This window comes from Albidovulum sp. (assembly GCF_041919395.1).
In the GTDB taxonomy this organism is placed as follows: domain Bacteria; phylum Pseudomonadota; class Alphaproteobacteria; order Rhodobacterales; family Rhodobacteraceae; genus Albidovulum.
Map to the genome: position 1 here is coordinate 26,960 of NZ_JAYRTX010000006.1, position 21,571 is coordinate 48,530.

General features: G+C 68.1%; 22 protein-coding genes. 11 read left to right on the forward strand and 11 right to left on the reverse strand.

The genetic code is table 11. The features are described 5' to 3' along the window. Window positions 1-10: 10 nt before the first annotated feature. From ACMUOO_RS02295 to ACMUOO_RS02340, 10 genes are all read right to left on the reverse strand, one after another. Window positions 11-259: a hypothetical protein gene (locus tag ACMUOO_RS02295; RefSeq protein ID WP_301918508.1), complete on the reverse strand. Its 249-nt coding sequence runs from the start codon at window positions 257-259 to the stop codon at window positions 11-13. Then, entirely contained in the window at window positions 243-1,805 is a 1,563-nt protein-coding gene (locus ACMUOO_RS02300) for a nitrite reductase (protein WP_301918507.1), read from the reverse strand. Before ACMUOO_RS02300 ends, ACMUOO_RS02295 begins: the two co-directional genes overlap by 17 nt. Next, a complete protein-coding gene (gene nirJ, locus ACMUOO_RS02305; protein ID WP_301918506.1) occupies window positions 1,780-2,988 on the reverse strand; it encodes a heme d1 biosynthesis radical SAM protein NirJ in 1,209 nt (402 codons plus the stop codon). Before nirJ ends, ACMUOO_RS02300 begins: the two co-directional genes overlap by 26 nt. Before the next feature lie 5 nt (window positions 2,989-2,993). Next, complete coding sequence (locus tag ACMUOO_RS02310; protein ID WP_301918505.1) at window positions 2,994-3,479, reverse strand: Lrp/AsnC family transcriptional regulator; 486 nt, start codon at window positions 3,477-3,479, stop codon at window positions 2,994-2,996. Next, window positions 3,476-3,949: an Lrp/AsnC family transcriptional regulator gene (locus tag ACMUOO_RS02315; protein ID WP_301918504.1), complete on the reverse strand. Its 474-nt coding sequence runs from the start codon at window positions 3,947-3,949 to the stop codon at window positions 3,476-3,478. The genes ACMUOO_RS02310 and ACMUOO_RS02315 overlap by 4 nt, the downstream gene beginning before the upstream one ends. After that, complete coding sequence (locus ACMUOO_RS02320) at window positions 3,946-4,929, reverse strand: AsnC family transcriptional regulator (protein ID WP_301918503.1); 984 nt, start codon at window positions 4,927-4,929, stop codon at window positions 3,946-3,948. The genes ACMUOO_RS02315 and ACMUOO_RS02320 overlap by 4 nt, the downstream gene beginning before the upstream one ends. Before the next feature lie 3 nt (window positions 4,930-4,932). Then, entirely contained in the window at window positions 4,933-6,075 is a 1,143-nt protein-coding gene (locus ACMUOO_RS02325) for a cytochrome D1 domain-containing protein (RefSeq protein WP_301918502.1), read from the reverse strand. After that, window positions 6,072-6,374 carry a c-type cytochrome gene (locus tag ACMUOO_RS02330; RefSeq protein WP_301918501.1) on the reverse strand — a complete coding sequence of 101 codons (303 nt, stop codon included), beginning with the start codon at window positions 6,372-6,374 and terminating at the stop codon, window positions 6,072-6,074. Before ACMUOO_RS02330 ends, ACMUOO_RS02325 begins: the two co-directional genes overlap by 4 nt. Further along, window positions 6,367-7,158 carry a uroporphyrinogen-III C-methyltransferase gene (gene cobA, locus ACMUOO_RS02335; RefSeq protein WP_301918500.1) on the reverse strand — a complete coding sequence of 264 codons (792 nt, stop codon included), beginning with the start codon at window positions 7,156-7,158 and terminating at the stop codon, window positions 6,367-6,369. The genes ACMUOO_RS02330 and cobA overlap by 8 nt, the downstream gene beginning before the upstream one ends. A gap of 72 nt (window positions 7,159-7,230) precedes the next feature. Continuing rightward, entirely contained in the window at window positions 7,231-8,994 is a 1,764-nt protein-coding gene (locus tag ACMUOO_RS02340) for a nitrite reductase (RefSeq protein ID WP_301918499.1), read from the reverse strand. A gap of 128 nt (window positions 8,995-9,122) precedes the next feature. On the opposite strand from ACMUOO_RS02340, the gene ACMUOO_RS02345 reads away from it, so the two are divergent. From ACMUOO_RS02345 to ACMUOO_RS02385, 9 genes are all read left to right on the forward strand, one after another. Further along, a complete protein-coding gene (locus tag ACMUOO_RS02345; RefSeq protein ID WP_413854842.1) occupies window positions 9,123-11,174 on the forward strand; it encodes a 4Fe-4S binding protein in 2,052 nt (683 codons plus the stop codon). Further along, window positions 11,171-12,346, forward strand: coding sequence for an NnrS family protein (locus ACMUOO_RS02350; RefSeq protein WP_301918497.1), 1,176 nt, complete (start codon window positions 11,171-11,173; stop codon window positions 12,344-12,346). The genes ACMUOO_RS02345 and ACMUOO_RS02350 overlap by 4 nt, the downstream gene beginning before the upstream one ends. Before the next feature lie 3 nt (window positions 12,347-12,349). Next, the gene (locus ACMUOO_RS02355) at window positions 12,350-13,219 is read left to right on the forward strand and encodes an FAD:protein FMN transferase (protein ID WP_301918496.1); all 870 of its coding nucleotides are present in this window, start codon (window positions 12,350-12,352) and stop codon (window positions 13,217-13,219) included. Between the two features lie 85 nt (window positions 13,220-13,304). After that, window positions 13,305-13,757 carry a c-type cytochrome gene (locus tag ACMUOO_RS02360; RefSeq protein WP_301918495.1) on the forward strand — a complete coding sequence of 151 codons (453 nt, stop codon included), beginning with the start codon at window positions 13,305-13,307 and terminating at the stop codon, window positions 13,755-13,757. 12 nt (window positions 13,758-13,769) lie between these two features. Further along, window positions 13,770-15,167, forward strand: a complete 1,398-nt coding sequence (locus ACMUOO_RS02365; RefSeq protein ID WP_301918494.1) for a cbb3-type cytochrome c oxidase subunit I — start codon at window positions 13,770-13,772, stop codon at window positions 15,165-15,167. Window positions 15,168-15,172: 5 nt separating this feature from the next. After that, window positions 15,173-15,979 (forward strand): CbbQ/NirQ/NorQ/GpvN family protein, encoded by an 807-nt coding sequence (locus ACMUOO_RS02370; RefSeq protein ID WP_301918493.1) that lies wholly within the window; start codon window positions 15,173-15,175, stop codon window positions 15,977-15,979. A 9-nt stretch (window positions 15,980-15,988) separates the two neighbouring features. Next, a complete protein-coding gene (locus ACMUOO_RS02375) occupies window positions 15,989-17,941 on the forward strand; it encodes a nitric oxide reductase activation protein NorD (RefSeq protein ID WP_301918492.1) in 1,953 nt (650 codons plus the stop codon). Continuing rightward, on the forward strand, window positions 17,938-18,501 hold the full coding sequence (locus ACMUOO_RS02380; RefSeq protein WP_301918491.1) for a cytochrome c oxidase subunit 3: 564 nt from the start codon (window positions 17,938-17,940) through the stop codon (window positions 18,499-18,501). Before ACMUOO_RS02375 ends, ACMUOO_RS02380 begins: the two co-directional genes overlap by 4 nt. A gap of 3 nt (window positions 18,502-18,504) precedes the next feature. Continuing rightward, window positions 18,505-18,771: a hypothetical protein gene (locus ACMUOO_RS02385; protein ID WP_301918490.1), complete on the forward strand. Its 267-nt coding sequence runs from the start codon at window positions 18,505-18,507 to the stop codon at window positions 18,769-18,771. On the opposite strand, the gene ACMUOO_RS02390 is transcribed toward ACMUOO_RS02385, so the two are convergent. Next, window positions 18,772-19,476, reverse strand: a complete 705-nt coding sequence (locus tag ACMUOO_RS02390; RefSeq protein ID WP_301918538.1) for a Crp/Fnr family transcriptional regulator — start codon at window positions 19,474-19,476, stop codon at window positions 18,772-18,774. A 430-nt stretch (window positions 19,477-19,906) separates the two neighbouring features. On the opposite strand from ACMUOO_RS02390, the gene ACMUOO_RS02395 reads away from it, so the two are divergent. After that, window positions 19,907-21,388, forward strand: coding sequence for a glucan biosynthesis protein (locus tag ACMUOO_RS02395; protein ID WP_301918489.1), 1,482 nt, complete (start codon window positions 19,907-19,909; stop codon window positions 21,386-21,388). Then, complete coding sequence (locus ACMUOO_RS02400; protein WP_301918488.1) at window positions 21,385-21,570, forward strand: hypothetical protein; 186 nt, start codon at window positions 21,385-21,387, stop codon at window positions 21,568-21,570. Before ACMUOO_RS02395 ends, ACMUOO_RS02400 begins: the two co-directional genes overlap by 4 nt. The last annotated feature ends 1 nt before the right edge of the window (window position 21,571 follow it).

The window sequence follows — 21,571 nt, forward strand, 5'->3', positions numbered from 1 at the left end:
CGCAAGGGGGCTACCCGTCGGCTTCGTCCAGGAGGTGCCGGAGCCAGCGCGCCGCCGCCCAGCTTGCCGGCAGGCCGAGCGGCAGCGAAAGCATCAGCGACAGGATCGGCGACAGCGCCGGAAGCCCAGCCGCCTGCCCCATCAGACCGAGCATGAAGAGGTTGATCGCCACCGACGCCGCGACAAAGGGATAGAGCATCGCCCCGAGCTTCCAGAGCGGCCATTTGCCCTCCGCTGAAGCCTCAGTGCGAGGTTCCATCCTCGAAGGTGATCTTGTTCCAGACATTGTACTTCCCGGAAGGTTTCCGCATCGGCAGGCGCTTGACCTCCTCAAGCGTCTTCGCGTCGTAGACGATGACGGCGCCCTCGTCCTCCCAGACGGACACCAGCGCATACCGGCCGTCGCGGGTGAACTCGGTATGCGCCACGGTCTTGCCCGGCGCCGGGTTCAGCGTCTTCACGATCTTCAGCGTTTGCTTGTCGATCACGTGCATCTCGTCCTTGTGCGGGCCGAAGAAGACATCGGCCCAGACGTAGGGCGAATTGTCGTGGCTGCGCAGGAAGAAGCCCGGCCCATCGGTCTGGATCGTCTCCACCACCTCCCAGGACTTCATGTCGATCACGCTCAGCACGCCTTCCTTCAGGTGCGGTGTCGCCATGACCCGGCGCCCGTCGCGCATCCAGCTGATGCCGGAACCGAGGTGCGGCATCCCCGGCAAGGGAAGGTCGGCGATCTCGCGGCCGACGTCGAGGTTGACGACGACGCCTCTGTCACCCTCGCGGTTGGTGCCGATGAGATTGCGGTAGCCCGGATCGAAGAAGAAATCGTCGATCGGCGCGGCGAGTGCGATGCGCCGGCGGGCGAAGAGTCCCTGCTCGGCGGCCAGGCTTTCCTCCATGCCCTTCTCGAAGCTGTGGACGAAGCCTTCGTGGAACGGCCCGGCGTCGGGGTCGGTCGCCACTTCCCATATCTCGGGCACGTCCTTCAGCGCGAGGACGAAGCTCTTGCGGTCGGGCGCCTGGTAGACCGCCGAGACCCGCGAGGGCGTGCCATCGTGGCCCTTGACGTCGATGACCCTTGCGACGCTCAGGTCTTCGGTCGAAAGGATCGTGAGCGTGTTGGGCAGGTAGTTCGCGACGGCAAGCCACTTTCCGTCATGGCTCATCGCGATGTTGCGGCTGTTGAGGCCGGCACGGACGCGGCCGACCTCGGCGAGCGACCAGATATCGTATTTCTGCACCCAGCCATCGCGCGACATGATGAAGACGAAGCGGCCGTCGGGCGAGAACTTCGGCCCGCCGTGGACGGCAAAGGGCGTGGCGAAGCGGTCGAGCACCGCGAACGTGTCGCCGTCGAGCACGCTGACATGGTGGTCGCCGGTTTCGACGACGAGCGTGATGTTCATCGGGTCGGCGGTGAAGACCGGGGCGGTGGCGGGCCTGTAGTCGGCGTTGATCTCGCGCGTGGCGGCAATGTCGGCCTCGTGCCACTCGGGCGTCTCGGCCAGGGGCTCGCCGATGAAGGCGGCGACGGCGGCGATTTCGTCCGCGCTCAGGGTTTCGGCGAAGCCCGCCATCTGGGTGGCGACGCGGCCCTTGGCGATCACGACCTGAAGCGCCTCCGGCTTGATCCGGCCGAGCGTCTCGGGGATCAACGCCGGTCCCGTCCCGCCAAGGCGGGCTTCGCCATGGCAGGAGGCACAGTGTTCGGTGAAGAGGGCCGCGCCCGAAGGCGCGGCCCCCGATGATCCCGCACACGCCGGAGTGGTGGCCAGCAGACTAGATAAAACGATGTGCCGGATCATGACTCTTGCCCCGGAACGGCGTGACGGTGAGGCGCGCAGCCTCCTCGACGCCGATCTCTCGGTTGGAAAGGTAGCAGGCCGGATCCTCGGCCCAGGGATCGCCGGTGACCTGGAGCGCGCGGATCCGGGTATTGCCGCCGCAGACGGCCTGGAAGGCGCAGGCGCCGCAGCGCCCCTTCAGGGGCCGCGGCCGTTGGCGCAGTGCCGCGAGCATCGGATCGTCGCCGGTCCAGAGCTCCGAGAAGGGCCGCTCCTTCACCGAGCCGACGGTGTAATCCGACCAGTAGGTGTCAGGGTGGACGCGGCCCTGATGGTCGATGTTGGCGACGCCGAGGCCCGAGGAATTGCCACCCCAGGCTTCCAGATGGGCGCGCAGATGCGCGACCTTCTCGGGCGCGAAATTCCGCTCGGCCCAGCGCAGGAACCAGACTGCGTCGGCGTCGTTGTTGCCGGTGACGATCTCCAGGGGCTCGCCCTCGGCCACCGCGACCCAGGCGCGGTCGATGAGATGGTCCATCGCGGTGCGGGTGCGCACGTGCGCGGCGTCCTCGCCCCGGTTCTTGTCGCCCCGCCCGGCATAGACGAGATGCGAGAGGTAGAACTTGTCCACCCCTTCGCCGTCGCAGAGGTCCAGCATCTGCGACAGCATGTTGGCATTGTCTTCGGTGAGGGTGAAACGCAGGCCGACCTTCACGTCGCGCGCCTTGCAGGCCCGGACGCCCGCGAGCGCCGCCTCGAAGGCGCCGTCGACGCCCCGGAACCAGTCGTTCACCGGCCCGATCCCGTCGAGCGAGATGCCGACGTAGTCGAAGCCCAGATCGGCGATCCGGTCGGCACATTCGGCGAGCTTCGTGCCGTTCGTGGACAGGCTGAGATGGCGGAACCCGAGTTCGCGGGCACGCTCTGCCAGATCGAAGAAATCGAAGCGCGACAGCGGTTCGCCCCCCGAGAGGATCAGCGCCGGGATGCCGAACGCCTTGAGGTCGTCAAGCACGCCCATCGCCTGCTCGTGCGTGAGCTCGCCAGGAAAATGCACGTCGGCCGAGGTCGTGTAGCAGTGCCGGCAGCGCAGGTTGCAGCGGCGGGTGAGGTTCCAGATCACCACCGGCTTCGGCGTGCCTGCCCGCCGCCGCACCGGCGTGGGATGGACGAGTTCCTGCATGTACTGGGTCAGACGGAACATGGGGTTCAGCCTCCGTCGGTGAGGCGCAGCCCGGTCTTCTTCAGGATGCGCGTGGAATAGAGGATGTCGGATGCGCGGGCGGCCGGGCCGAGAAGTGCGGCGATCTCCTGCCGCTTCGCCTCCACCTCGGCGCGGCTCTGGCCGTGGATCATGGCGAACAGGTTGTAGGGCCAGTCGGGAAGCGCCCGCGGGCGCAGGTAGCAATGGCTCACGTAGTCGAGCGCGCCGACGCGGGCGCCGAGCTCGTCGGCCCGGTCGTCGGCCACGTCCCAGACGCTCATCCCGTTGGCGGTCACGCCAAGCGCGTAGTGGTTGGGCGCGAGTGCCAAGCGACGGACGATGCCGCGCGCCTGCATCGCGGCGAGCCGGTCGATGACCTCCGCCTCGGGCATTCCGAGCCAGCCGGCGACCTCGGCGTAGGGCGCGGGCGTCAGCGGCAGGCCGCCCTGGGTCGCGTTTATGATGCGCCTGTCGGCCGCGTCGATCATCATGCCGTCACCCGGAAGCCGATGAAGAATTCCTTCAGTTTCGGAAAGCGCAGCACCTTCAGACCCGTCTCGGCCTCGATGGCGCGCGCCGCCCGCTCGATCCCGTCCGGCCGGTCGGTGGCCAGGACGAACCACATGTTGAGCCGGTGGGCACGCTCATAATTGTGCGCGACCTCGGGATGGGCATTGACCAAAGTCACGACGGCGTCGAAACGCTCGGTGGGGACCGCCATGGCGCAAAGGCAGAAGGCCCCGCCCATCGCCTCGGCATCGAAGAACGGGCCGAAGCGGGTGATGGCGCCTTCCTCGCGCAGGCGGCGGATGCGGGCGATCAGTTCATCCTCGTCGATCCCGAGCGCCGCGCCCGCTTCGGCAAAGGGCCGGTGGCTGAGCGGAAATCCCTCCTGCAGGGCGTTCAGGATCGCCCGGTCGGTGGCGTCGAGCGCATCTTGGGGAAGGGCGGCGCGCCTCATGCCGCCTCCGCCGCCAGAAGCGCGCCGGTCTGCTTGAAGCAACGCGCGGAGAAGAGGGTGCGATGGGGGACGCCGGCCAGCTCAGGCAAGGCCGCGGCAGCGTCGAGGATGGCAAGCGCCTCTGCCCGGCTGCGGGCATGAATCATCGAATAGAGCGGATAGTCCCAGACACCCGGCACCGTCCGCCGCTGGTAGCAGAGCGTGATGCCGGGGTGGCGCGCAAGCGCCGCGCCGGCGGCGGCGATGCGCGCCTCGGGCAGCGCCCAGACGACCATGGCATTCGCGCGCCAGCCGACGGCGCGGTGGCGCACGATGACGCCGACCCGGGTCAGGAAGCCCGCGTCCGAGAGGGCGGCGACGCGCCCGATCACCGCGGCCTCGTCACGGCCGAGCACGGCGGCGAGGGCCGCGAAGGGGCGGGGCACCAGCGCGAGACCGGTGGTCAGGGCCTGAAGCACCGGACGGTCGGCTTCGTTCAGCGCCGTGACGCTGAGCGGGCGCGGCGCGGGCATCGCCGCGCCCGAGCCCGTAAGACGGAAGCCGAGGTCGATGTTGAAGGGCCGCACGAGGCGCAGGTCGAGGACGCGCAGCCCGGTCGCCGCGTCGATGCGCGCGAGAGCGGCTTCAAGCGCCGCCGCATCGGGCGCGGTGGCGACGAACCAGAGGTTCCAGTCGGCCTCGCGCAGGTAGGAATGGTTCACGCCCGGTTCGGCGCCGACGAGGGCGGCCACCTCCTCAATCCGGCTCTCGGGAACCGTCATCGCCGCGAGAGTGGAGGCGCCGGCGGTATTCGGCCGCACCGTCGCCCCCACACGGGCGATCATCGCCCGGGCCTTGAGCTGACTCAGCCGGTCGATCACCTCGGCCTCGTCGAGGCCGAGCGCGGCGCCGATCGCCGCGAAGGGTCTCGGCACAAGCGGCAGGTCGCGCTGAAACTCGTCCAGCAGGCGGCGGTCGATGGAGTCGAGCCGGTCAAACATCGCTCAGAGCCCGATCCTGTGCGCGCGCGCCGTGAAGAAGATGCCCGAGGGGCTCTCGGCGGCGATCTCGCCCACGAGGTTCAGGCTGTGCGTATCGTAGATCATCACCCGGTTGTCATCCCTCGCCGAGATCCAGACCTCGGCGCCGCGCGGGGCGAATTCCATGTGCAGGACGCCGGCGCCGGGCGTCAGCGTCCTGACCACCTCGTGGCTGCGGCTGTCCACCACCTGCACCGTGTCATTGAGCGGTGTCGCGAAGTTCACCCAGACGTAAGGCGAGCCCGGCTGGGCAATGATGAACACGGGCTGGCCGTGGACCGGGGTGCGCGCCACTTCCTGAAGGCTCTCCCGGTTCACCCACAAGAGTTCATGCTGGCCCACGGCGGGCAGGACATACTGGCCTTCCGTGAAGGCCCAGCCCTGAAGGTGCGGCATCTTGTAGACCGGCAGGTCGTCCTCGGTCTTGCCGTAGTCCTTGAGGAACCGGACGGGTGCAGGCTTGTCGTCCCAGAGGTCGATGGCCGTCACGCCCTTTTCACCGAATAGCCCGATCAGGAACGTGTGCGCATCGTCGGTCAGCACCGCGTCGAACGGGTTCCGGCCCACGTCGCCGAGCTTGGTCACGACCATCTCGGGGCCGGAGAAATCGGCGAGGAAGGCCTCCCCCGTCTCCCAGGTCGCCCAGGCGAAGCGGCGGCCGGGGACGTCGACAAGGCCGATCGTCTTCGCGCCCGCCGGGATATCGGCGACCAGTTCCAGCGTCTCGGCATCGAAGACCTTCACGCCGCCCGGCTCGTAGTTCGATACGGCGATGAGCTTGCCGTCGTCGGAAATCGCCCCCCCGATGGAATTGCCGCCCTGCACGATCCGCTTCGCGATTGTCTGGCTCAGCATGTCCACCTTCGTCAGCCCGCCGTCGCGCCCGAAGACATAGGCGAAGCGCTCGTCCGGGCTGTAGGTCAGCGTGGCATGGCTGAGATCACCGAGCCCCTCGATCCGGCCGACGGAGGCGCGGTCGGACCGGTCCACGACCAGAAGCGAGCCGGTGGCCCGCTCGATGACAAGCCCGAGGTCGCCGGTGGCGCGAATCCCGTCGGCCATTGCGGGCGCGGCGGCGAGCAGCAGGGCGAAAGCGAGCGCCTTCATGGGGTGCGTCCTTTCAGGTAGTCGGCGATCCAGAGCGCGTCGTCCTCGCTCAGCACCGGGCGCCAGCGCGGCATCGCGGTGCCGGGCACGCCATCGAGGATGATCGTGGCGAGCCCTTCCGGCTCGACTTGCGCGAGCGCCTCGGGTGTGAGCGGGGACCCGAGCCCGCCCTTCATCGTAAGCCCGTGGCAGGAGCCGCAGTCCTGAATCACGATATGTTCGAGTTTGCCCGCCCGCTCCGGCGTCACCTCGGCCGCGGCCGGCAGTGCCAGAACGAGGAGGGCGGCGAGGCTACGCATAGGCCGCCATCCCCGCCCCTTCGCAGGCGAGCGCGTCGGCAAGCGCGATTTCAGGGTAGAGTTCCACGACGCGACCGATCATGAAGAGCACCGGGGCTTCCGGCGCCCTTGTGGCGACGTCGGCGGCGACGCTGCCGAGGGTCGAGAGGATGCGTTCCTCCTGCGGCGTCGTGGCGCCCGAGACGGCCAAGACCGGCATCCCGGCCGGCAACCCATGGCGCATGAGCTGGAAGGCGATTTCGGCGATGTTGGCCGCGCCCATGTAGACCACGAGCGTCGTGTCCTCTGACGCGAGCGAGGCCCAGTCGAGGTCGAGCCCGGCGTCCTTTGCGCGATGGCCGGTGACATAGCGCACGCCGGTCGCGAGCCCGCGGTGCGTGAGCGGTACGCCGGTCGCCGCGGCGGCCCCCTGCGCGGCGGTGATGCCGGGGACGTATTCGACGGGGATGCCGGCAGCGCGCAGCACCTCCGCCTCTTCCGAGCCGCGCCCGAAGATCAGGGGGTCGCCCCCCTTCAGCCGCACCACGCGATGCCCGGCGAGCGCAAGTTCGACCAGAAGCGTGTTGATCTTGTCCTGGGCGAGCTTGTGATGGCCCGCCATCTTGCCGACGTCGATCAGCCGCACGCCGTCGGGGATCATGGCCATGATCCCGTCCGAGACGAGCCGGTCGTGGACGACAACATCGGCCGATTGCAGAAGCCTGGCCGCCTTCAGCGTCATGAGTTCCGGATCGCCGGGTCCAGCGCCGATGAGGAAGACCCTGCCGGGACTGAAATCACGCATGGCATCTGCTCCGCAAGTGGTGGACGGGCGAAGGGAAGGAAACGCGGGACCCCTCCGCCCGTCCTGACGGCGTCAGTAGACGTCGTTTCTGGTATTGAGGACGTTGAACTTGCCCGTGGGCGTGATCAGGCGCGGATCCTTGATCACCTGCTTCAGCTCGAGCGTCTTGTCATCGACGACGACGATGGCGCTTTCCTTGTCCTTCGCGTTCCAGACCGAGAACCAGACCTCGGTGCCTTCCTTGTTGAACTCGGGCTGCACCACGCGCGGCTGGCCTTCCGGGATCCCCGCCCACTCGCCGATCGGCAGGGTGGTGAATTCCGGGTCCACGTTCGGATCGCCGCCCATCTTGGTGATGTCGAAGACCGCGACCGAAGCCGAAGTCTCGGCGTCTGGGTTGAGCGGCGCATCGACATAGAGATGGGTGGAGTTCGGATGGGTCTTGATGAACAGCGACCCACCGCCGAGCGCATAGAAGCTGTCGACGATCTTCCACGCCTGATCCGGGTGGCCTTCCGGATCGGTGCCGATCAGCGCCACCGATTCGTCGCCAAGGTGCGAGGTCGACCAGACCGGCCCGTAGACCGGGTGGGTGAAGTTCGCGCCACGGCCCGGGTGCGGGGTCTGGCCGCCGGTCTCGATCAGCGCGGTCAGCTTGTCTTCCTTGGTGTCGACGACCGCGATCTTGCCGCGCGCGTTGGCCGCGACGAGGAAGTAACGCTTGGTGCTGTCGAACCCGCCGTCATGCAGGAAGCGTTCCGCCTCGATCTCGGTCATCTTGAGGTTTTTCAGATCGGTGTAGTCGACGAAGAGGATCTTGCCCGTCTCCTTCACGTTCACGATGAACTCGGGCCGATAGTGGCTGGCCAGGATCGACGCGACACGGGGTTCCGGGTGATAGGTCTGTTCGTCATAGATCATGCCGCGCGTGCTCACGATCTTCTTCGGCTCCAACGTGTCGCCGTCCATGATCACGAACTGCGGCGGCCAGTAGGCGCCGGCAATGGCCAGCTTGTCTTCGAAGCCCTCGAACTTCGAGGTTTCGACCGACCGCGCCTCGATGCCGATCTTGATCGAGGCGACCGTGGTGGGTTCCGCCATCCAGAGGTCGATCATGTTCACCAGACCGTCGCGGCCGATGACGAAGAGATAGCGGCCCGAGGCCGAGATGCGGCTGATGTGCACCGCATAGCCGGTGTCGATGACGGCCTTGATCTCGTAGGTGCCGCCGTCGATCAGGGCGATCTGGCCGGCGTCACGCAAGGTGACTGACATCAGGTTCTCGATGTCGATGTCGTTCATCTTCTCCTTCGGACGGTCTTCCGGTTTCACCAGGACCTTCCAGGAGTTCATCATTTCCGGCATGCCCCACTCCGGAGGCTGCGGCGGTTCGAGAAGAACGTAGCGGGCCATCAGGTCCACTTCGTCTTCCGTCAGGTCGCCAGAGGTGCCCCAGTTCGGCATCCCTGCGGGCGAGCCGTAGGTGATGAAGGACTTGATGTAGTCGAACCCGTTCTCGCGGGTGAGGTCCGGCGTCAGCGGCTTGCCGGTCGCGCCCTTGCGCAGGACGCCGTGGCAGCCGGCGCAACGCTGGAAGTAGATTTCCGTGCCGCGCTGGAATTCCTCCTGCGTCATGACCGGATCGTCGGGGTGGCGGCCCGGAATCTCGACCTGGATTTCCGCGAGCGTCGTCATCGACGGCTCATAGGCGGCGGCGGGCCCGTCGCCGTGTTCCTTCGGTTTTTCCTGCGCGAGCGCGGGGCCCGCGAGGACGGCGAGCGCCAGCGCGGCGCTGCTCAGCAGCGTGCGCCTGGCGTGGGAGGCTCGGATTGTCATGATTGTCTCCGTCAGCTGGTGAGGCACGGGTCAATCTGCCCGCGGGCGCCGGAATATTCTTTGACTTCTGTCAAGGAAGGCGCGCCTATTGCGGCGCATCCTGCCGGCAATCCCCCGGAACCGTCGGAATGCGCCGTCTCACCCCGATCCTGATCGCCATGGTCCTGATTGCCGCATCCGCCCTCGCGGCGGGGGCCGCAGGGCTTGCGGGCGGTCTGGGCGCCGATGCGATTGTGGCGGCCGCCCCGGACCAGGCGATCGCGTCCGGACTCTTCGGCCGGGACGGTTTGACCGTGACCCGGCAGGATGCGAGCGTGCCCGGCTGGACGGTGCGCAGCGGCGACGACGAGGTGGGCGTGATCGGCTCCACCTGGGAAATCGCCGGATCGGTCGGCTATTCCGGGCGGCCGCTCGACGTGCTCGTCGCCGTCACACCGGACGCGAAGATCGCCGGGGCCCGGCTCATGGTCCATAATGAACCGGTGCTGACGCTCGGCATCTCGGACGCGGACATCGCCGCCTATGTGGACGGTTTCGCGGGATACGATCTGACCGCCCCCCCCGAAGGGACGCTTGCCGGTACGCCGGGCCTGCCCGACGTGATCGCCCGCGCGACCGTCTCGACCGGCGTCATCCGCGACGGCATCCTGCGCACGGCCCGCACGCTCGCCATCGGCCGCGGCTACATCGCGGCCGGCGGCGGGATCGACCGGCTGAGCTTCGCGCCCGCCGACTGGCCCGCGCTCGTCACCTCGGGCGCCCTGGTCGAAACGCGCATCAGCATGACCGACGCGGCGGCGGCGCTCGCCGGCGCCACGGTGCCGGTCCCGCCCGGCGAAGGCGACTTCCTCCACCTCTGGACCGGGCTCATCGACCCTCCCGCGGTCGGCCAGAACCTTCTCGGCCAGCAGGCGTTCACCTCGGCGGTCGGCTCCCTCGGGCCGGGCGAGACCGTCCTCGTTCTGATTTCGTCAGGCGCCTTTTCCCACCGTGGCACGGACTGGAAGCGGAGCGGCGCCTTCGAGCGGGTGACGGTTGTCCAAGGCGACACACGGCTTCACCCCGACGCGGGCGGCTACTCGATGGTCAAGCGGCTCGCCATCGCGGGCGCCCCCGAGGTGAAGGAAATCAGCCTCTTCCGCCTTCCCCCCGAGATCGACCCGCTGGAGCCTTTCCGGGTCGAAGTGCGCGCCACCCGCCCCGCCCCGGCGGGCGAGGTCGCGGCGAGCGTCGGCGCCGACTACCGCCTGCCGGACGCCTACCGCCTTGCCCCGGTGGCGGAGCCGGAGGCGCTATGGCGCGAGATCTGGGCCGAGAAGCGGGTGGAAACCGGGATCGTCGTGGCGATGCTTGCCGTTCTCACGCTCATCCTGTTCGCACAGGAATGGATCACGCGCCGCCCGAAGCTCTGGCTCCTCAGCCGCGCGGGTTTCCTCGCCACGACGCTCTTCGTGCTCGGCTGGGGGCTGAACGGACAGTTGTCGGTGGTGCAGGTGATCGCCTTCGTCCACTCGCTCCTCACCGGATTCCGGTGGGAGACCTTCCTGATCGAGCCGGTGATCTTCCTTCTGTGGTCCTTCACCGCGCTCGGGATGCTCTTCTGGGGGCGCGGCGTCTACTGCGGCTGGCTCTGCCCCTTCGGCGCGCTCCAGGAACTCCTGAACCTCGCCGCCCGGCGGCTCGGCGTGAAGCAGCTGGCCGTGCCGCAGGCGCTGCACGAGAGGCTTTGGGTCATCAAGTACACGCTCTTCGTGGGGCTTCTCGCGCTTTCGTTCTATTCCATGCGCGACGCGCTCGTCATGGCCGAGGCAGAGCCCTTCAAGACCGCTATTTCGCTTCGAATGTGGCGCGCCTGGCCTTTCGTCCTCTACGTGATCGTGCTTCTCGGCGCTGGGCTCTTCATCGAGCGGTTCTACTGCCGCTACCTCTGCCCCTTGGGTGCGGGCATCGCGATCCCGGCCAAGCTGAAGGTCTTCGACTGGCTGAAGCGGCGCCCGCAATGCGGCCGCGAATGCCGCCTCTGCGAGACGAAATGCACCGTCGGCGCAATCGACCCCTTGGGCCGGATCAATGCCAATGAATGCGTCCTCTGCCTGCGCTGTCAGGTCGTGATGAACGACCCCGGCATCTGCCCGGTCCTGAAGCGGCGGGCGCGCGGCGCGGAAGGAGTTCCCGCATGACCCCGCTCGTCCGCCTCTTCGGCGAGGGCTTCCGCGCGTTCTTCCTTGCGGCGGGATTCTACGCCCTCTTTGCCATCGGCCTCTGGACGCTGTCCTTCCTCGTGCCGGTGCCGCTGCCCGCGGCGCTGCCGCCGGTCGAATGGCATGCGCACGAAATGATCTTCGGCTACGGCGCCGCCGCGCTCGGCGGCTTCTTCCTGACGGCGGTGCCGAACTGGACCGGCGCAAAGGCAGCACGGCACGTTTTCATCGCCTGCGCGGTAGGCCTCTGGCTCGCCGGGCGGGTCGCGGTCTGGTTCGCCGGCACCCTCCCCCTGCCCCTCGTCGCGGTCGCGGACCTCGCCTTCCTGCCGCTTCTGGCGGCGAAGATCGCCACCCAGCTCGTCCGCCGGCCGAAGCCGCAGAACGTGATGTTCCTCGGCCTCCTTGCGCTGATCTGGACGGCGAATCTCTTCGTCCATCTGGAATGGATGGGTGTCGCCGCCGCGACCGCGCTCCCGGGCCTCCATGCCGGGCTTTACGGGCTCGTCGCGATGATCGCCGTCCTCGGCGGCCGCGTGACGCCTGCCTTCACCCGGAACGCGATGACCCGGGCCGGGCGCGAAACCGCCCTGCCGCGCTCCTTCGCGCGGCTCGACGCGCCGGCCGTCGCGGCGGCAATCATCCTGCCGCTTGCGACCCTCGCGGGGGTGCCGGACGCAATCCTCGGCTCCATCGCGCTTCTCGCCGGCGCCGGGCAACTCGCGCGGCTTGCCTTCTGGCGCCCCGGCTTCACCCTCAACCAGCCGATCCTCTGGGCGCTGCACCTGTCTTTCGGGCTGATCGGCTTCGGCCTCATCCTGACCGGGCTCGCGGCCTTCGGTCTCGGCGCACCCGTCGCCGCGCTCCATGTAATCGCCATCGGCGGCGTGGGCGGCATGACGCTCGCCGTGATGTCCCGCGCGAGCCTCGGCCACTCGGGCCGTCCCCTCGTCGCCCCCGCGCCGCTGGCGCTGGCCTATGTCCTCCTGCCCCTCGCCGCGCTTTTCCGCTGGATCGCCGCCACCTACGCCGGGATCGCGCTTCCCGCAACGGTCGCCGCCGGTATCCTGTGGTCGCTGGCCTTCCTTCTCTACCTCATCGCGCTCTGGCCCGTCTTCTGGGGGCCGCGCCTGACCACGCCTGGGGAGTGAGCCATGCACCGCCGCCGCTTCCTCACCATTGCCGCCGCCGCGACACTCGCCCGCCCCGCCCGGGCCGCGGCGCCTTCGGTCTGGACCGGCCGGGCGCTGGGTGCGGCCGCGCGGATCGTCCTGCATGGTGCAGAACAGTACCGCGCGCAGCGCCTCTTCGCGCGGGTCGAGGGCGAACTCCTGCGGGTCGAGACGCATTTCTCCCTCCACACCGATTCGGCGCTCGTGCGGCTCAACCGCGACGGCCGGCTTTCGCATCCCGCCCCCGACGTTTTCGCGCTCTTCGAACTCGCGTCGCGCGTTCATGCCGCCACCGGCGGGGTCTTCGACCCCTCGATCCAGCCGCTCTGGCTGGCCACCGCAACGGGCGGCGATGTCGCGGCGGCGCGGGCGCTCGTCGGCTGGTCGCGGCTGCGCATCGGCCGGGACGAGATCGCGCTGGCGCCGGGCCAGGCGCTCACCTTCAACGGGATCGCCCAGGGCCATGCCGCCGACCGGGTTGCGGCACTCCTCAGGGCCGAGGGCTTCGGCGACGTGCTGATCGACATCGGCGAGGTCATGGCGCTCGGTCGGAACGGCGACCGGGCCTGGCAGGCCGCCATCGCGGCGCCCGACGGGGCGGAACTGGCGCGGATCGGGCTCAGCGACCGCGCACTTGCGACCTCCTCGCCCGCCGGAACCCGGATCGGCGGCGGGGCGCCCCACATCCTCCACCCGACGGGCCTTCCGCCCCGCTGGACCACCGTCGCGGTCTCCGCCCCCGACGCCGCGACGGCGGACGCGCTGTCCACCGCCTTCTGCCTGATGGGCCGGGACGAGATCGCGGGAGCAATTGCAGCATTTCCCACCGCGCGCGTCGAAGAACTAAGCTAAGTGTTTGACTTTGGTTAAGGACATCGCCGCTGCACCGCGGCATCCTCCCGTCTGTGATTCAATTGCTCCGGGAAGGATAAGCGCAATGCGCGAAGTCATGACCAAGAGCATGGCCCGCAATATCTTCTATGGCGGATCCCTGTTCTTCATCCTCATCTTCGTCGGATTGACGGCGCATAGCCACCGTTACATCCACACGACCTCCACCGACGCGGCCGGGCTGACCGACAGCGTCGCGGCGGGAAAGCACATCTGGGAAAAGAAAGCCTGCATCAACTGCCACACCATCCTCGGCGAGGGCGCCTATTTCGCGCCTGAGCTCGGCAACGTGATGACGCGCTGGGGCGTCGCCGACGACCCGCAGGCCGCCTTCGATGCGCTGAAGGGATGGATGGACGCGATGCCCACGGGCATCGACGGCCGCCGCCAGATGCCGCAGTTCAACCTGACCGACGAGGAATACCGCGAGCTTGCCGATTTCCTCCTTTGGACGAACAAGGTCCGCGCGCAGGACTGGCCCCCGAATGACGCGGGCTGAGGAGACACGATCATGAAATACCAGACACAGAAAATCGCGCTCGCCTATTTCATCGTGGCCATGGCGCTCTTCGCAGTTCAGGTCTCGATGGGCCTGATCCTCGGTTGGATCTACATCTACCCGAACTTCCTTTCCGAGATTCTGCCCTTCAACACCGGCCGGATGCTGCACACCAACAGCCTCGTCGTCTGGCTGCTTCTGGGCTTCTTCGGCGCGGCCTACTACCTCGTGCCCGAGGAAAGCGAGCGCGAAATCTACTCGCCGAAGCTCGCCTACCTGCAGCTCGCGATCTTCGTCCTCGGCACCGCGGGCGTGGTCGTCACCTATTTCTTCAACCTCTTCGAGGGCAACTTCCTCCTCGGCAAGCAGGGGCGAGAGTTCCTCGAACAGCCGACATGGGTGAAGGTGGGTATCGTCGTTGCCGCGCTGATCTTCCTATACAACATCACGATGACGGTGCTCTCGGGCAAGAAGACGGCGATCACCAACATCCTGCTCCTGGGCCTCTGGGGCCTCGCTCTGCTCTTCCTCTTCGCCTTCTACAATCCGTCGAACCTCGCGCTCGACAAGATGTACTGGTGGTACGTCGTCCACCTCTGGGTCGAAGGCACCTGGGAGCTTGTGATGGCCTCGATCCTCGCCTTCCTGATGCTGAAGCTGACGGGCGTCGACCGCGAGGTGGTGGAGAAATGGCTCTACGTGATCGTCGCCGCGGCGCTCTTCTCGGGCATCCTCGGCACCGGGCACCACTACTACTGGATCGGCACGCCCGGCTACTGGCAATGGATCGGCTCGATCTTCTCCTCGCTCGAAGTGGTGCCGTTCTTCGCGATGATGGCCTTCGCCTTCGTCATGGTATGGAAGGGCCGGCGCGACCACCCGAACAAGGCAGCACTCCTCTGGGCGCTCGGCTGCGCGACGCTCGCCTTCTTCGGCGCCGGCGTATGGGGGTTCCTCCACACGCTGCACGGGGTGAACTACTACACTCACGGAACCCAGATCACCGCCGCCCACGGCCACCTCGCCTTCTTTGGCGCCTATGTCGCCCTGAACCTCGCGATCTTCTCCTACGCGATGCCGCACCTCCTCGGGCGCGACCCCTACAACCAGGTGCTGAACATGGCCTCGTTCTGGCTGATGTCGGGCGGCATGGTCTTCATGACCTTCACCCTGACCTTCGCGGGCACCGTGCAGACGCACCTCCAGCGCGTCATGGGCGAGGCCTACATGGACGTTCAGGATCAGCTCTGGATCTTCTTCGCCATGCGCTTCGGCTCGGGCGTGGCGGTCGTCCTCGGCGCGATCCTGTTCATCTACGCCGTGCTCGTGCCCCGGCGCGAGATCATCGAACCGGGTCCGCTGGAGCGCGGACGGATCGAGCACGACGCTGACCATGTTGCGGCGGAGTAAGGGCGATGGACGGAACCTTTGACCTGAAGGGGGCGGCGGACGCCCCCTACTACCTGCCGCAGGGCGACGAATGCGATGTCTTCGCGGCAGCCTACCGGAACCGTCTGCCGGTCCTGCTGAAGGGACCGACCGGCTGCGGCAAGACCCGCTTCGTCGCCCATATGGCGGCCCGGCTCGGCCGGCCGCTCCACACCGTCGCCTGCCATGACGACCTTTCCGCCGCCGACCTGATCGGGCGCTACCTCCTCAAGGGCGGCGAGACGGTCTGGGTCGACGGACCGTTGACCCTTGCGGTCCGGGAAGGGGCCATCTGCTACCTCGACGAAGTGGTGGAAGCGCGAAAGGACGTGACTGTGGTCCTCCATCCCCTGACCGACGACCGGCGAATGCTGCCGATCGACCGGACCGGCGAGGAACTGGAGGCCGCCCCCGGCTTCATGCTCGTCGCCTCCTACAACCCCGGCTACCAGAACATTCTCAAGACGCTGAAGCCTTCCACCCGGCAGCGCTTCGTCAGCCTGGACTTCACCTTCCCGAAGCCCGAACACGAGGTCCCCGTCGTCGCCCGCGAAAGCGGGCTTGCCGAGGATCGCGTGAAACCGCTCGTGCGGCTTGCGAACAAGTTCCGCGCGCTGAAGGGGCAGGACCTGGAGGAAGGCACCTCGACCCGCCTCGTCGTCTATGCGGCGACCCTCATCGCGCAGGGCATGGCGCCCGACCGGGCCATCCGGGTCGCGATGATCGAACCGCTCACCGACGACGAAGACACCAAACGCGGGCTCCTCGATCTCGTCACCGCCGTTTTCGGGTGAGGCCGGCCGATGTCCGGGATCGAGATCGAGCCATGGGAACCCGAGGAAACCGTCGGGAAACTGTGGCACGCCTATGCCAGCCGTCTTGACGCACCGAGCGTCCACGACGGAGCCCGTGTCGACCTTTCCGAGGTCGGCGGACGGCTGGCAGTCCTCTTCCGCGGTCTGGGCGGCAGCCCCGCCGTCGAGATCAAGCCGGTGGCACCGGAACGCTCGGGCCACCGCCTCTCGATCCGCCGCCGCCTCGGCACCGATGTCGAGGCGACCGCGCGCGCGAGCTTCGACGGCGAGGCCCTGCGCCTGCCCGAGAGCCTTGCCGCCTTCCCCGCGCGCGAGGCCAATGCCGCGCTCTACATCTGGCTCGCCGCCGTCGCCGCCCACGCCGGCGCCCCGCGCGTCGAGGACGATCCCCTGCGCGCCGACCTCGCCGCGCTGATCGCCGCGCGTGAGATGACAACAGCGACACTTGCCGACGCGCCCGGCTTCGCGCGGCTTCACGCCGACCTCGCCCGGACCCATCTCGACACTCGCCGCGTGCCCTGGCTGCCCGAGGCGGAGCGGACGGTGGAGGCGGTGGTCCGGCACCTCCTCGGCGACCCTGCCCCGCTTTCTCCGAAGGCTGAGCGGATGGCGAAGGCGGTCGCGGCCGGCGACCTCTCGGCGTATCGCGCCCCGCGCGGCTACCGGCCCTTCCGCCCGGTCCCGCTCTGGCCAGACCTGCGCCCGCTCGCCTTCTCGGCGACGACCGCCGTCGAGACCCGCGCGACCGACGGCACGCCCGAGGCGGCCGAGGGCCGCACCCACCGCGCAAGGCGGCGCAAGTCCGACCAGATCGAGCGGAACGACAGCTTCATCCTCCACAAGTTCGAGGCGATCCTCTCCTGGGCGGAGTTCATCAACCTCAACCGCCGGGTGGAGGAAGACGAGAACGACGACGCCAGGAAGGCGGCCGATGACATCGACGAGATCGGGCTCGGGCAGATTTCCAAGGCGCCGGCCACGCGCCTCAAGCTCCACCTCGACCTCGCGCCCGAGGACGTGGACCGCGAACGGATTTCGGCCGAGACGACCTACCCCGAATGGGACGCCCGCAGCGGCGCCTACCTGCCCGCCCATGTCCGTGTCCTTGCCTCGACGGTGGAACCGGGAACCGAGGAGCCCGCCTTCCGCAGCGACGCCGGCGCCGCAAAACGCATCCGTGCCGTCCGGCGCCAGTTCGAGGCGCTGCGACCTGCCCGCATCCTTACCGCGGGGCACCGCGATGGCGACGAACTGGATACCGACCGCGCCATCCGCGCACGCGTCGATCTCGTCGCCTCGGGCGGGGGCGACGACCGGGTCTGGCTCCAGAACCGCACCGAAAAGCGCGATCTCGCGGTCTCGATCCTGCTCGACGTGTCACGCTCGACCGAAAGCGCGGTGCCGGGCCACGGGCACGACGGCCGCGCCGTCATCGACATCGAGCGCGAGGCGCTGGCCGCGCTCGCCTGGGGGCTAGACGCCTGCGGCGACGACTTCGCCATCCACGCGTTTTCCTCGCTCAGGCGCGATCGGGTCTATATGCAGGCCGTCAAACGCTTCGGCGAGCCCATGTCGTCCACGGTGGAGTCGCGGATCGCAGGGCTGAAGCCCGGCCACTACACCCGCCTCGGCGCGGCGATCCGCCATGCTTCGACGGGCCTCGCACGCGAGGCGAGGCGGCGGCGGCTTCTTCTCGTCATCACCGACGGCAAGCCCAACGACCTCGACCACTACGAGGGTCGCCACGGCATCGAAGACAGCCGCAAGGCGGTGGAGGAGGCGCGGCGCCTTGGCCATGCCGTCTTCGGCATCACCGTTGACCGCGACGGCAAGTCGTGGTTCCCGCGGCTCTTCGGCCAGGGCGGTTATGCCGTCATCCCGCATCCCGAGAAGCTGACGCAGGCGCTGCCGCAGATCTACCGGCAGTTGGTGGGCGCATGACGGACCGTAACCACACCGACCTGAGCCCCTTCGACGACCTGCCGGGCGACCTGATGATCTGGGTGCTGATCGTGTCGGAGCTTCTGGTCTTCGGCGCGGGCCTCGCGGCCTTCCTCGCTGTCAGGCTGACCGACCCGGAGGGCTTTGCCGCCGCGCAGGATCACCTGCAGCGTTCGGCCGCCGGTGTGAACACCATCGTCCTCGTCACCTCGGGCTGGCTCGCGGCCCTCGGCGCGCAGGCGGTCGAGGCGGGGCGCCTTGCCCGCGCCCGCGGGCTTCTCGCCGCTGCGGCGGGCTTCGGCGCGCTCTTCCTCGCGATCAAATGGGCCGAGTATGCCGACAAGGCGGCGCAGGGCATCGGGGTGGAGACACACCCCTTCTTCACCTTCTACTACCTCATCACCGGCTTTCACGCCGCCCATGTCGCGGCCGGGATCGTCGTCCTCCTCCTCGTGGCCGCCCGGGCCCGCCCGCGCGAGGTGGAGGCGGGCGTGGCCTTCTGGCACATGGTTGACCTCGTCTGGGTCCTCGTCTTCCCCGTGATCTATCTGCTGAGGTAGGCCATGGCTCCTGTGACGAAAGCCTGGGCTCTCCTCCTTGCGCTGTCGGGCGCCTCGACGGGGCTTTCCGTCGCCGTGGCGCGGGGGGCGCTAACCGGCAGCGCGATCACGCTCGGAGGCGCGGCGATCCTTGCGCTCGCCTGGGCCAAGGCGCGGACGATCCTGAACGCCTACCTCAGGCTCGACGAGGCGCCGGCCTTCCGCCGCGGCTTCGGCCTGACGCTCGCGCTCTACGCGCTTCTCCTGCTTGCGCTCTATCTCGCCGGGTAGTCAGCCGCCGCGCGCCCAGGCATCGGCCGGGTCTTCCTCGGCATAGTCGCGCAACGCAGCCACGTCGGCGATCTCGGCGTGGTTCTGCAGCACTTTCACGCCCACCTTGCGCAACTTCTGGAAGGCGCGGCTCAGGCTTTCGGGCTTCATGCCGAGGCGGCCGGCGATCAGCACCTTGTCATAGGGAAGCGTCACGTCGCAACGCCCGTCCTGGCAGCCTGCAAGCTCCAGGAGGAACTCGGCGACCCGCTGCGCGCCGGTCTGGGCCTTGAGCTGTTCCACCTGCGCCACAAGGCTGTGCAGATGCGCGAAGGTTGCGGTCAGGATGGACACCGCAATCCTCGGATTGTTCTCGATCAGCCGCAGCAACGCGTCCGCCTCGATCCGGATCAGTTCGCAATCCGTCGCCGCCTCGGCCGCGACCGGGTAGACATCGTGCCGGAACGCCACCGCCTCGCCGAAGCTGTGGCCGCGGGTGAAGACTCCGACGATCGCTTCGGCTCCGTTCGGCGCGATCCGGTAGAGCTTCACCCAGCCAGCGGCAACGATGTAGATCGCGGCCGCCCGCTCGCCTTGCAGGAAGATCGTCGCGCCGCGGTCGAAGGTCTTGACCCGCGCTCCGGCAAGCACGTTCGCCGCCACTTCCGCCGAGGTCCCCGCCAGCAGCAGCGAGCTTCTCGCCACCGCCTGGTGGTCAGCCGTCATCTGCGCCATGAGCACCTCGCCATCCGTTCGACCCGTCCCTGCCACAGCCGGGCGGCGACTTCGAGTCTTTCCGGCACCGCCGGGAACAATATGGCCGCCGGGCGGCCGGACAACCGACTCTGCCCAAAATTTGTGCGCAAGGCGGAATCCCGCCGGCCAATGGGTCCGCAAATCGGCAATGATCCTCCGGAGCCATGCATCCGGTGCATGTTTCGCACCTGCAGCATAGTCATTCCCCTTGCGCAATCTCCAGATGCGGAGTGAATGCGCCATCGGGACCCCTGCGCTGAGTCGCGCCGCTTCTAGCCGGTTGAAAACAAAACGAATGACCCCTTCGTTACCACTTCCCTCGCCGCCCTCGCGGCGGCGCTTCCTCGTTTCCGCAGCTGCATCCGTCTGCGTGCCAGCGCTCCTTGCCGGAACCCGCCTCGTGGCAGAGGAGACGGGATCGCGGCCCTTCTCCTTCGACCTCCTGACAGAGGAGGTGCGGGTACGCGCGGCGGCACCGGTTCCCGACCCCGAGTCGATCCCCCAGGTCTTCGCCGAGTTGACCTACGACGACTACAACCTCATCGCCTACCGCCCGGCCCGGGCGCGGTGGAACACGCCCGGGATCACCTGGCGGATGATGCCGTTCCATCTCGGCTGGCTCTTCAAGGAGCCGGTGCATGTCTTCGAGGTTGTCGACGGCATGGCAACCGGGATGACCTTCACCACCGACGATTTCGAGTATCGCCACCGCCTGCAGGGCACGGTGCCGCCCGGCACCGCGCTGCCCGGCGTGGCCGGCTTCAAGCTGACCCATCCGATGAACCGCGGCGACAAGATGGACGAGGTGATCTCGTTCATCGGGGCAAGCTACTTCCGCGCCCTCGGGCTCGGCAACGCCTATGGGCTTTCCGCGCGCGGCCTCGCGATCGACAGCGGACTGCCGAAGGCGGAGGAATTCCCCCGCTTCAGCGCCTTCTGGATCGAGAAGCCCGCGCCGGGTGCCGAGACCATGACGGTCTATGCAGCGCTCGACAGCGCCAGCGTGACCGGGGCCTACCGCTTCGTCATCACTCCCGGCGTGGAGACGGTCGTGGACGTCACCGCCCGGCTCTTTTTCCGCGGCGACGTGGAGCAGATTGGCGTCGCGCCGCTGACCTCGATGTTCCTCTTCGCCGACGTGAACCGCGGCGACTTCGAGGATTACCGGCCACGCGTCCACGACAGCAACGGGCTGAGGATCCTGCGGGCCGACGGCGACGTGATCTGGCGTGCGCTCGACAACCCGAAGGCGCTTTCGTCGTCCTATTTCGCCGAGGTACAGGTACGCCGCTTCGGCCTGCACCAGCGCGGGCGCGACTTCGACGACTATCAGGACGCCGGGGCGCGTTACGACCTGCGCCCTTCGGTCGATATCGAGCCTGTCGGCGACTGGGGGCCGGGCAAGATCCGGCTGTTCGAGATTCCGACCGCAGTCGAGGTTCACGACAACATCGGCGCCTTCTGGGTTCCCGACACGCCGGTGAAGGCCGGCGATGCGCGCGAGTTCGCCTACCGGATGCACTGGGGTCGGCTGGAACCCGACTATGCCGACGACAAGGCCATTGTATCGGCCACGCGCAGCGGGATCGGCGGCCCGGCAGGGCTTGAAAACCCGCCCGATACGCACAAGTTCGTCATCGACTTCAAGGGCGGGATGCTCGGCCGGCTGCCCGAAGATGACGCAGAGGTGAAACCGGTGCTGACGATCAACGGCGGAACGGCTGATGTGACGACATTGTCCAAGCTTCCGGACGGCGACGTCTGGCGGCTCGTGGTCGATGTCGCGTCCGAATCCGGGTCCCTCGTCGAGATGACGGCGCATGTCGCCGGCTACGGCCGCAAGCTGTCCGAAATCTGGTCCTTCCAATGGGTGAAGCCATGACTCCGTCCGACCTGTCCGGCGCGGCTGCCTTCGAGGACGCCATGACCACCGCCAGCGTTCTTGGGGCCGCGTCCCTGCCCCATGCGCCCTTGGCCATGCCCGAGCAGCGGCTCGAACCGGTCCGCCCGTTCGAGACGCTGCGCGCGCTCTTCGCAGCCCCCAGGCGGCGCGCGGAGCCGTGAG

What these genes read in the sequence shown, in the direction of transcription:
- ACMUOO_RS02295 (WP_301918508.1), bottom strand. Translation starts at nt 259, where the DNA reads ATGGAACCTCGCACTGAGGCTTCAGCGGAGGGCAAATGGCCGCTCTGG.
- ACMUOO_RS02300 (WP_301918507.1), bottom strand. Translation starts at nt 1,805, where the DNA reads ATGATCCGGCACATCGTTTTATCTAGTCTGCTGGCCACCACTCCGGCG.
- nirJ (WP_301918506.1), bottom strand. Translation starts at nt 2,988, where the DNA reads ATGTTCCGTCTGACCCAGTACATGCAGGAACTCGTCCATCCCACGCCG.
- ACMUOO_RS02310 (WP_301918505.1), bottom strand. Translation starts at nt 3,479, where the DNA reads ATGATGATCGACGCGGCCGACAGGCGCATCATAAACGCGACCCAGGGC.
- ACMUOO_RS02315 (WP_301918504.1), bottom strand. Translation starts at nt 3,949, where the DNA reads ATGAGGCGCGCCGCCCTTCCCCAAGATGCGCTCGACGCCACCGACCGG.
- ACMUOO_RS02320 (WP_301918503.1), bottom strand. Translation starts at nt 4,929, where the DNA reads ATGTTTGACCGGCTCGACTCCATCGACCGCCGCCTGCTGGACGAGTTT.
- ACMUOO_RS02325 (WP_301918502.1), bottom strand. Translation starts at nt 6,075, where the DNA reads ATGAAGGCGCTCGCTTTCGCCCTGCTGCTCGCCGCCGCGCCCGCAATG.
- ACMUOO_RS02330 (WP_301918501.1), bottom strand. Translation starts at nt 6,374, where the DNA reads ATGCGTAGCCTCGCCGCCCTCCTCGTTCTGGCACTGCCGGCCGCGGCC.
- cobA (WP_301918500.1), bottom strand. Translation starts at nt 7,158, where the DNA reads ATGCGTGATTTCAGTCCCGGCAGGGTCTTCCTCATCGGCGCTGGACCC.
- ACMUOO_RS02340 (WP_301918499.1), bottom strand. Translation starts at nt 8,994, where the DNA reads ATGACAATCCGAGCCTCCCACGCCAGGCGCACGCTGCTGAGCAGCGCC.
- ACMUOO_RS02345 (WP_413854842.1), top strand. Translation starts at nt 9,123, where the DNA reads ATGCGCCGTCTCACCCCGATCCTGATCGCCATGGTCCTGATTGCCGCA.
- ACMUOO_RS02350 (WP_301918497.1), top strand. Translation starts at nt 11,171, where the DNA reads ATGACCCCGCTCGTCCGCCTCTTCGGCGAGGGCTTCCGCGCGTTCTTC.
- ACMUOO_RS02355 (WP_301918496.1), top strand. Translation starts at nt 12,350, where the DNA reads ATGCACCGCCGCCGCTTCCTCACCATTGCCGCCGCCGCGACACTCGCC.
- ACMUOO_RS02360 (WP_301918495.1), top strand. Translation starts at nt 13,305, where the DNA reads ATGCGCGAAGTCATGACCAAGAGCATGGCCCGCAATATCTTCTATGGC.
- ACMUOO_RS02365 (WP_301918494.1), top strand. Translation starts at nt 13,770, where the DNA reads ATGAAATACCAGACACAGAAAATCGCGCTCGCCTATTTCATCGTGGCC.
- ACMUOO_RS02370 (WP_301918493.1), top strand. Translation starts at nt 15,173, where the DNA reads ATGGACGGAACCTTTGACCTGAAGGGGGCGGCGGACGCCCCCTACTAC.
- ACMUOO_RS02375 (WP_301918492.1), top strand. Translation starts at nt 15,989, where the DNA reads ATGTCCGGGATCGAGATCGAGCCATGGGAACCCGAGGAAACCGTCGGG.
- ACMUOO_RS02380 (WP_301918491.1), top strand. Translation starts at nt 17,938, where the DNA reads ATGACGGACCGTAACCACACCGACCTGAGCCCCTTCGACGACCTGCCG.
- ACMUOO_RS02385 (WP_301918490.1), top strand. Translation starts at nt 18,505, where the DNA reads ATGGCTCCTGTGACGAAAGCCTGGGCTCTCCTCCTTGCGCTGTCGGGC.
- ACMUOO_RS02390 (WP_301918538.1), bottom strand. Translation starts at nt 19,476, where the DNA reads ATGACGGCTGACCACCAGGCGGTGGCGAGAAGCTCGCTGCTGCTGGCG.
- ACMUOO_RS02400 (WP_301918488.1), top strand. Translation starts at nt 21,385, where the DNA reads ATGACTCCGTCCGACCTGTCCGGCGCGGCTGCCTTCGAGGACGCCATG.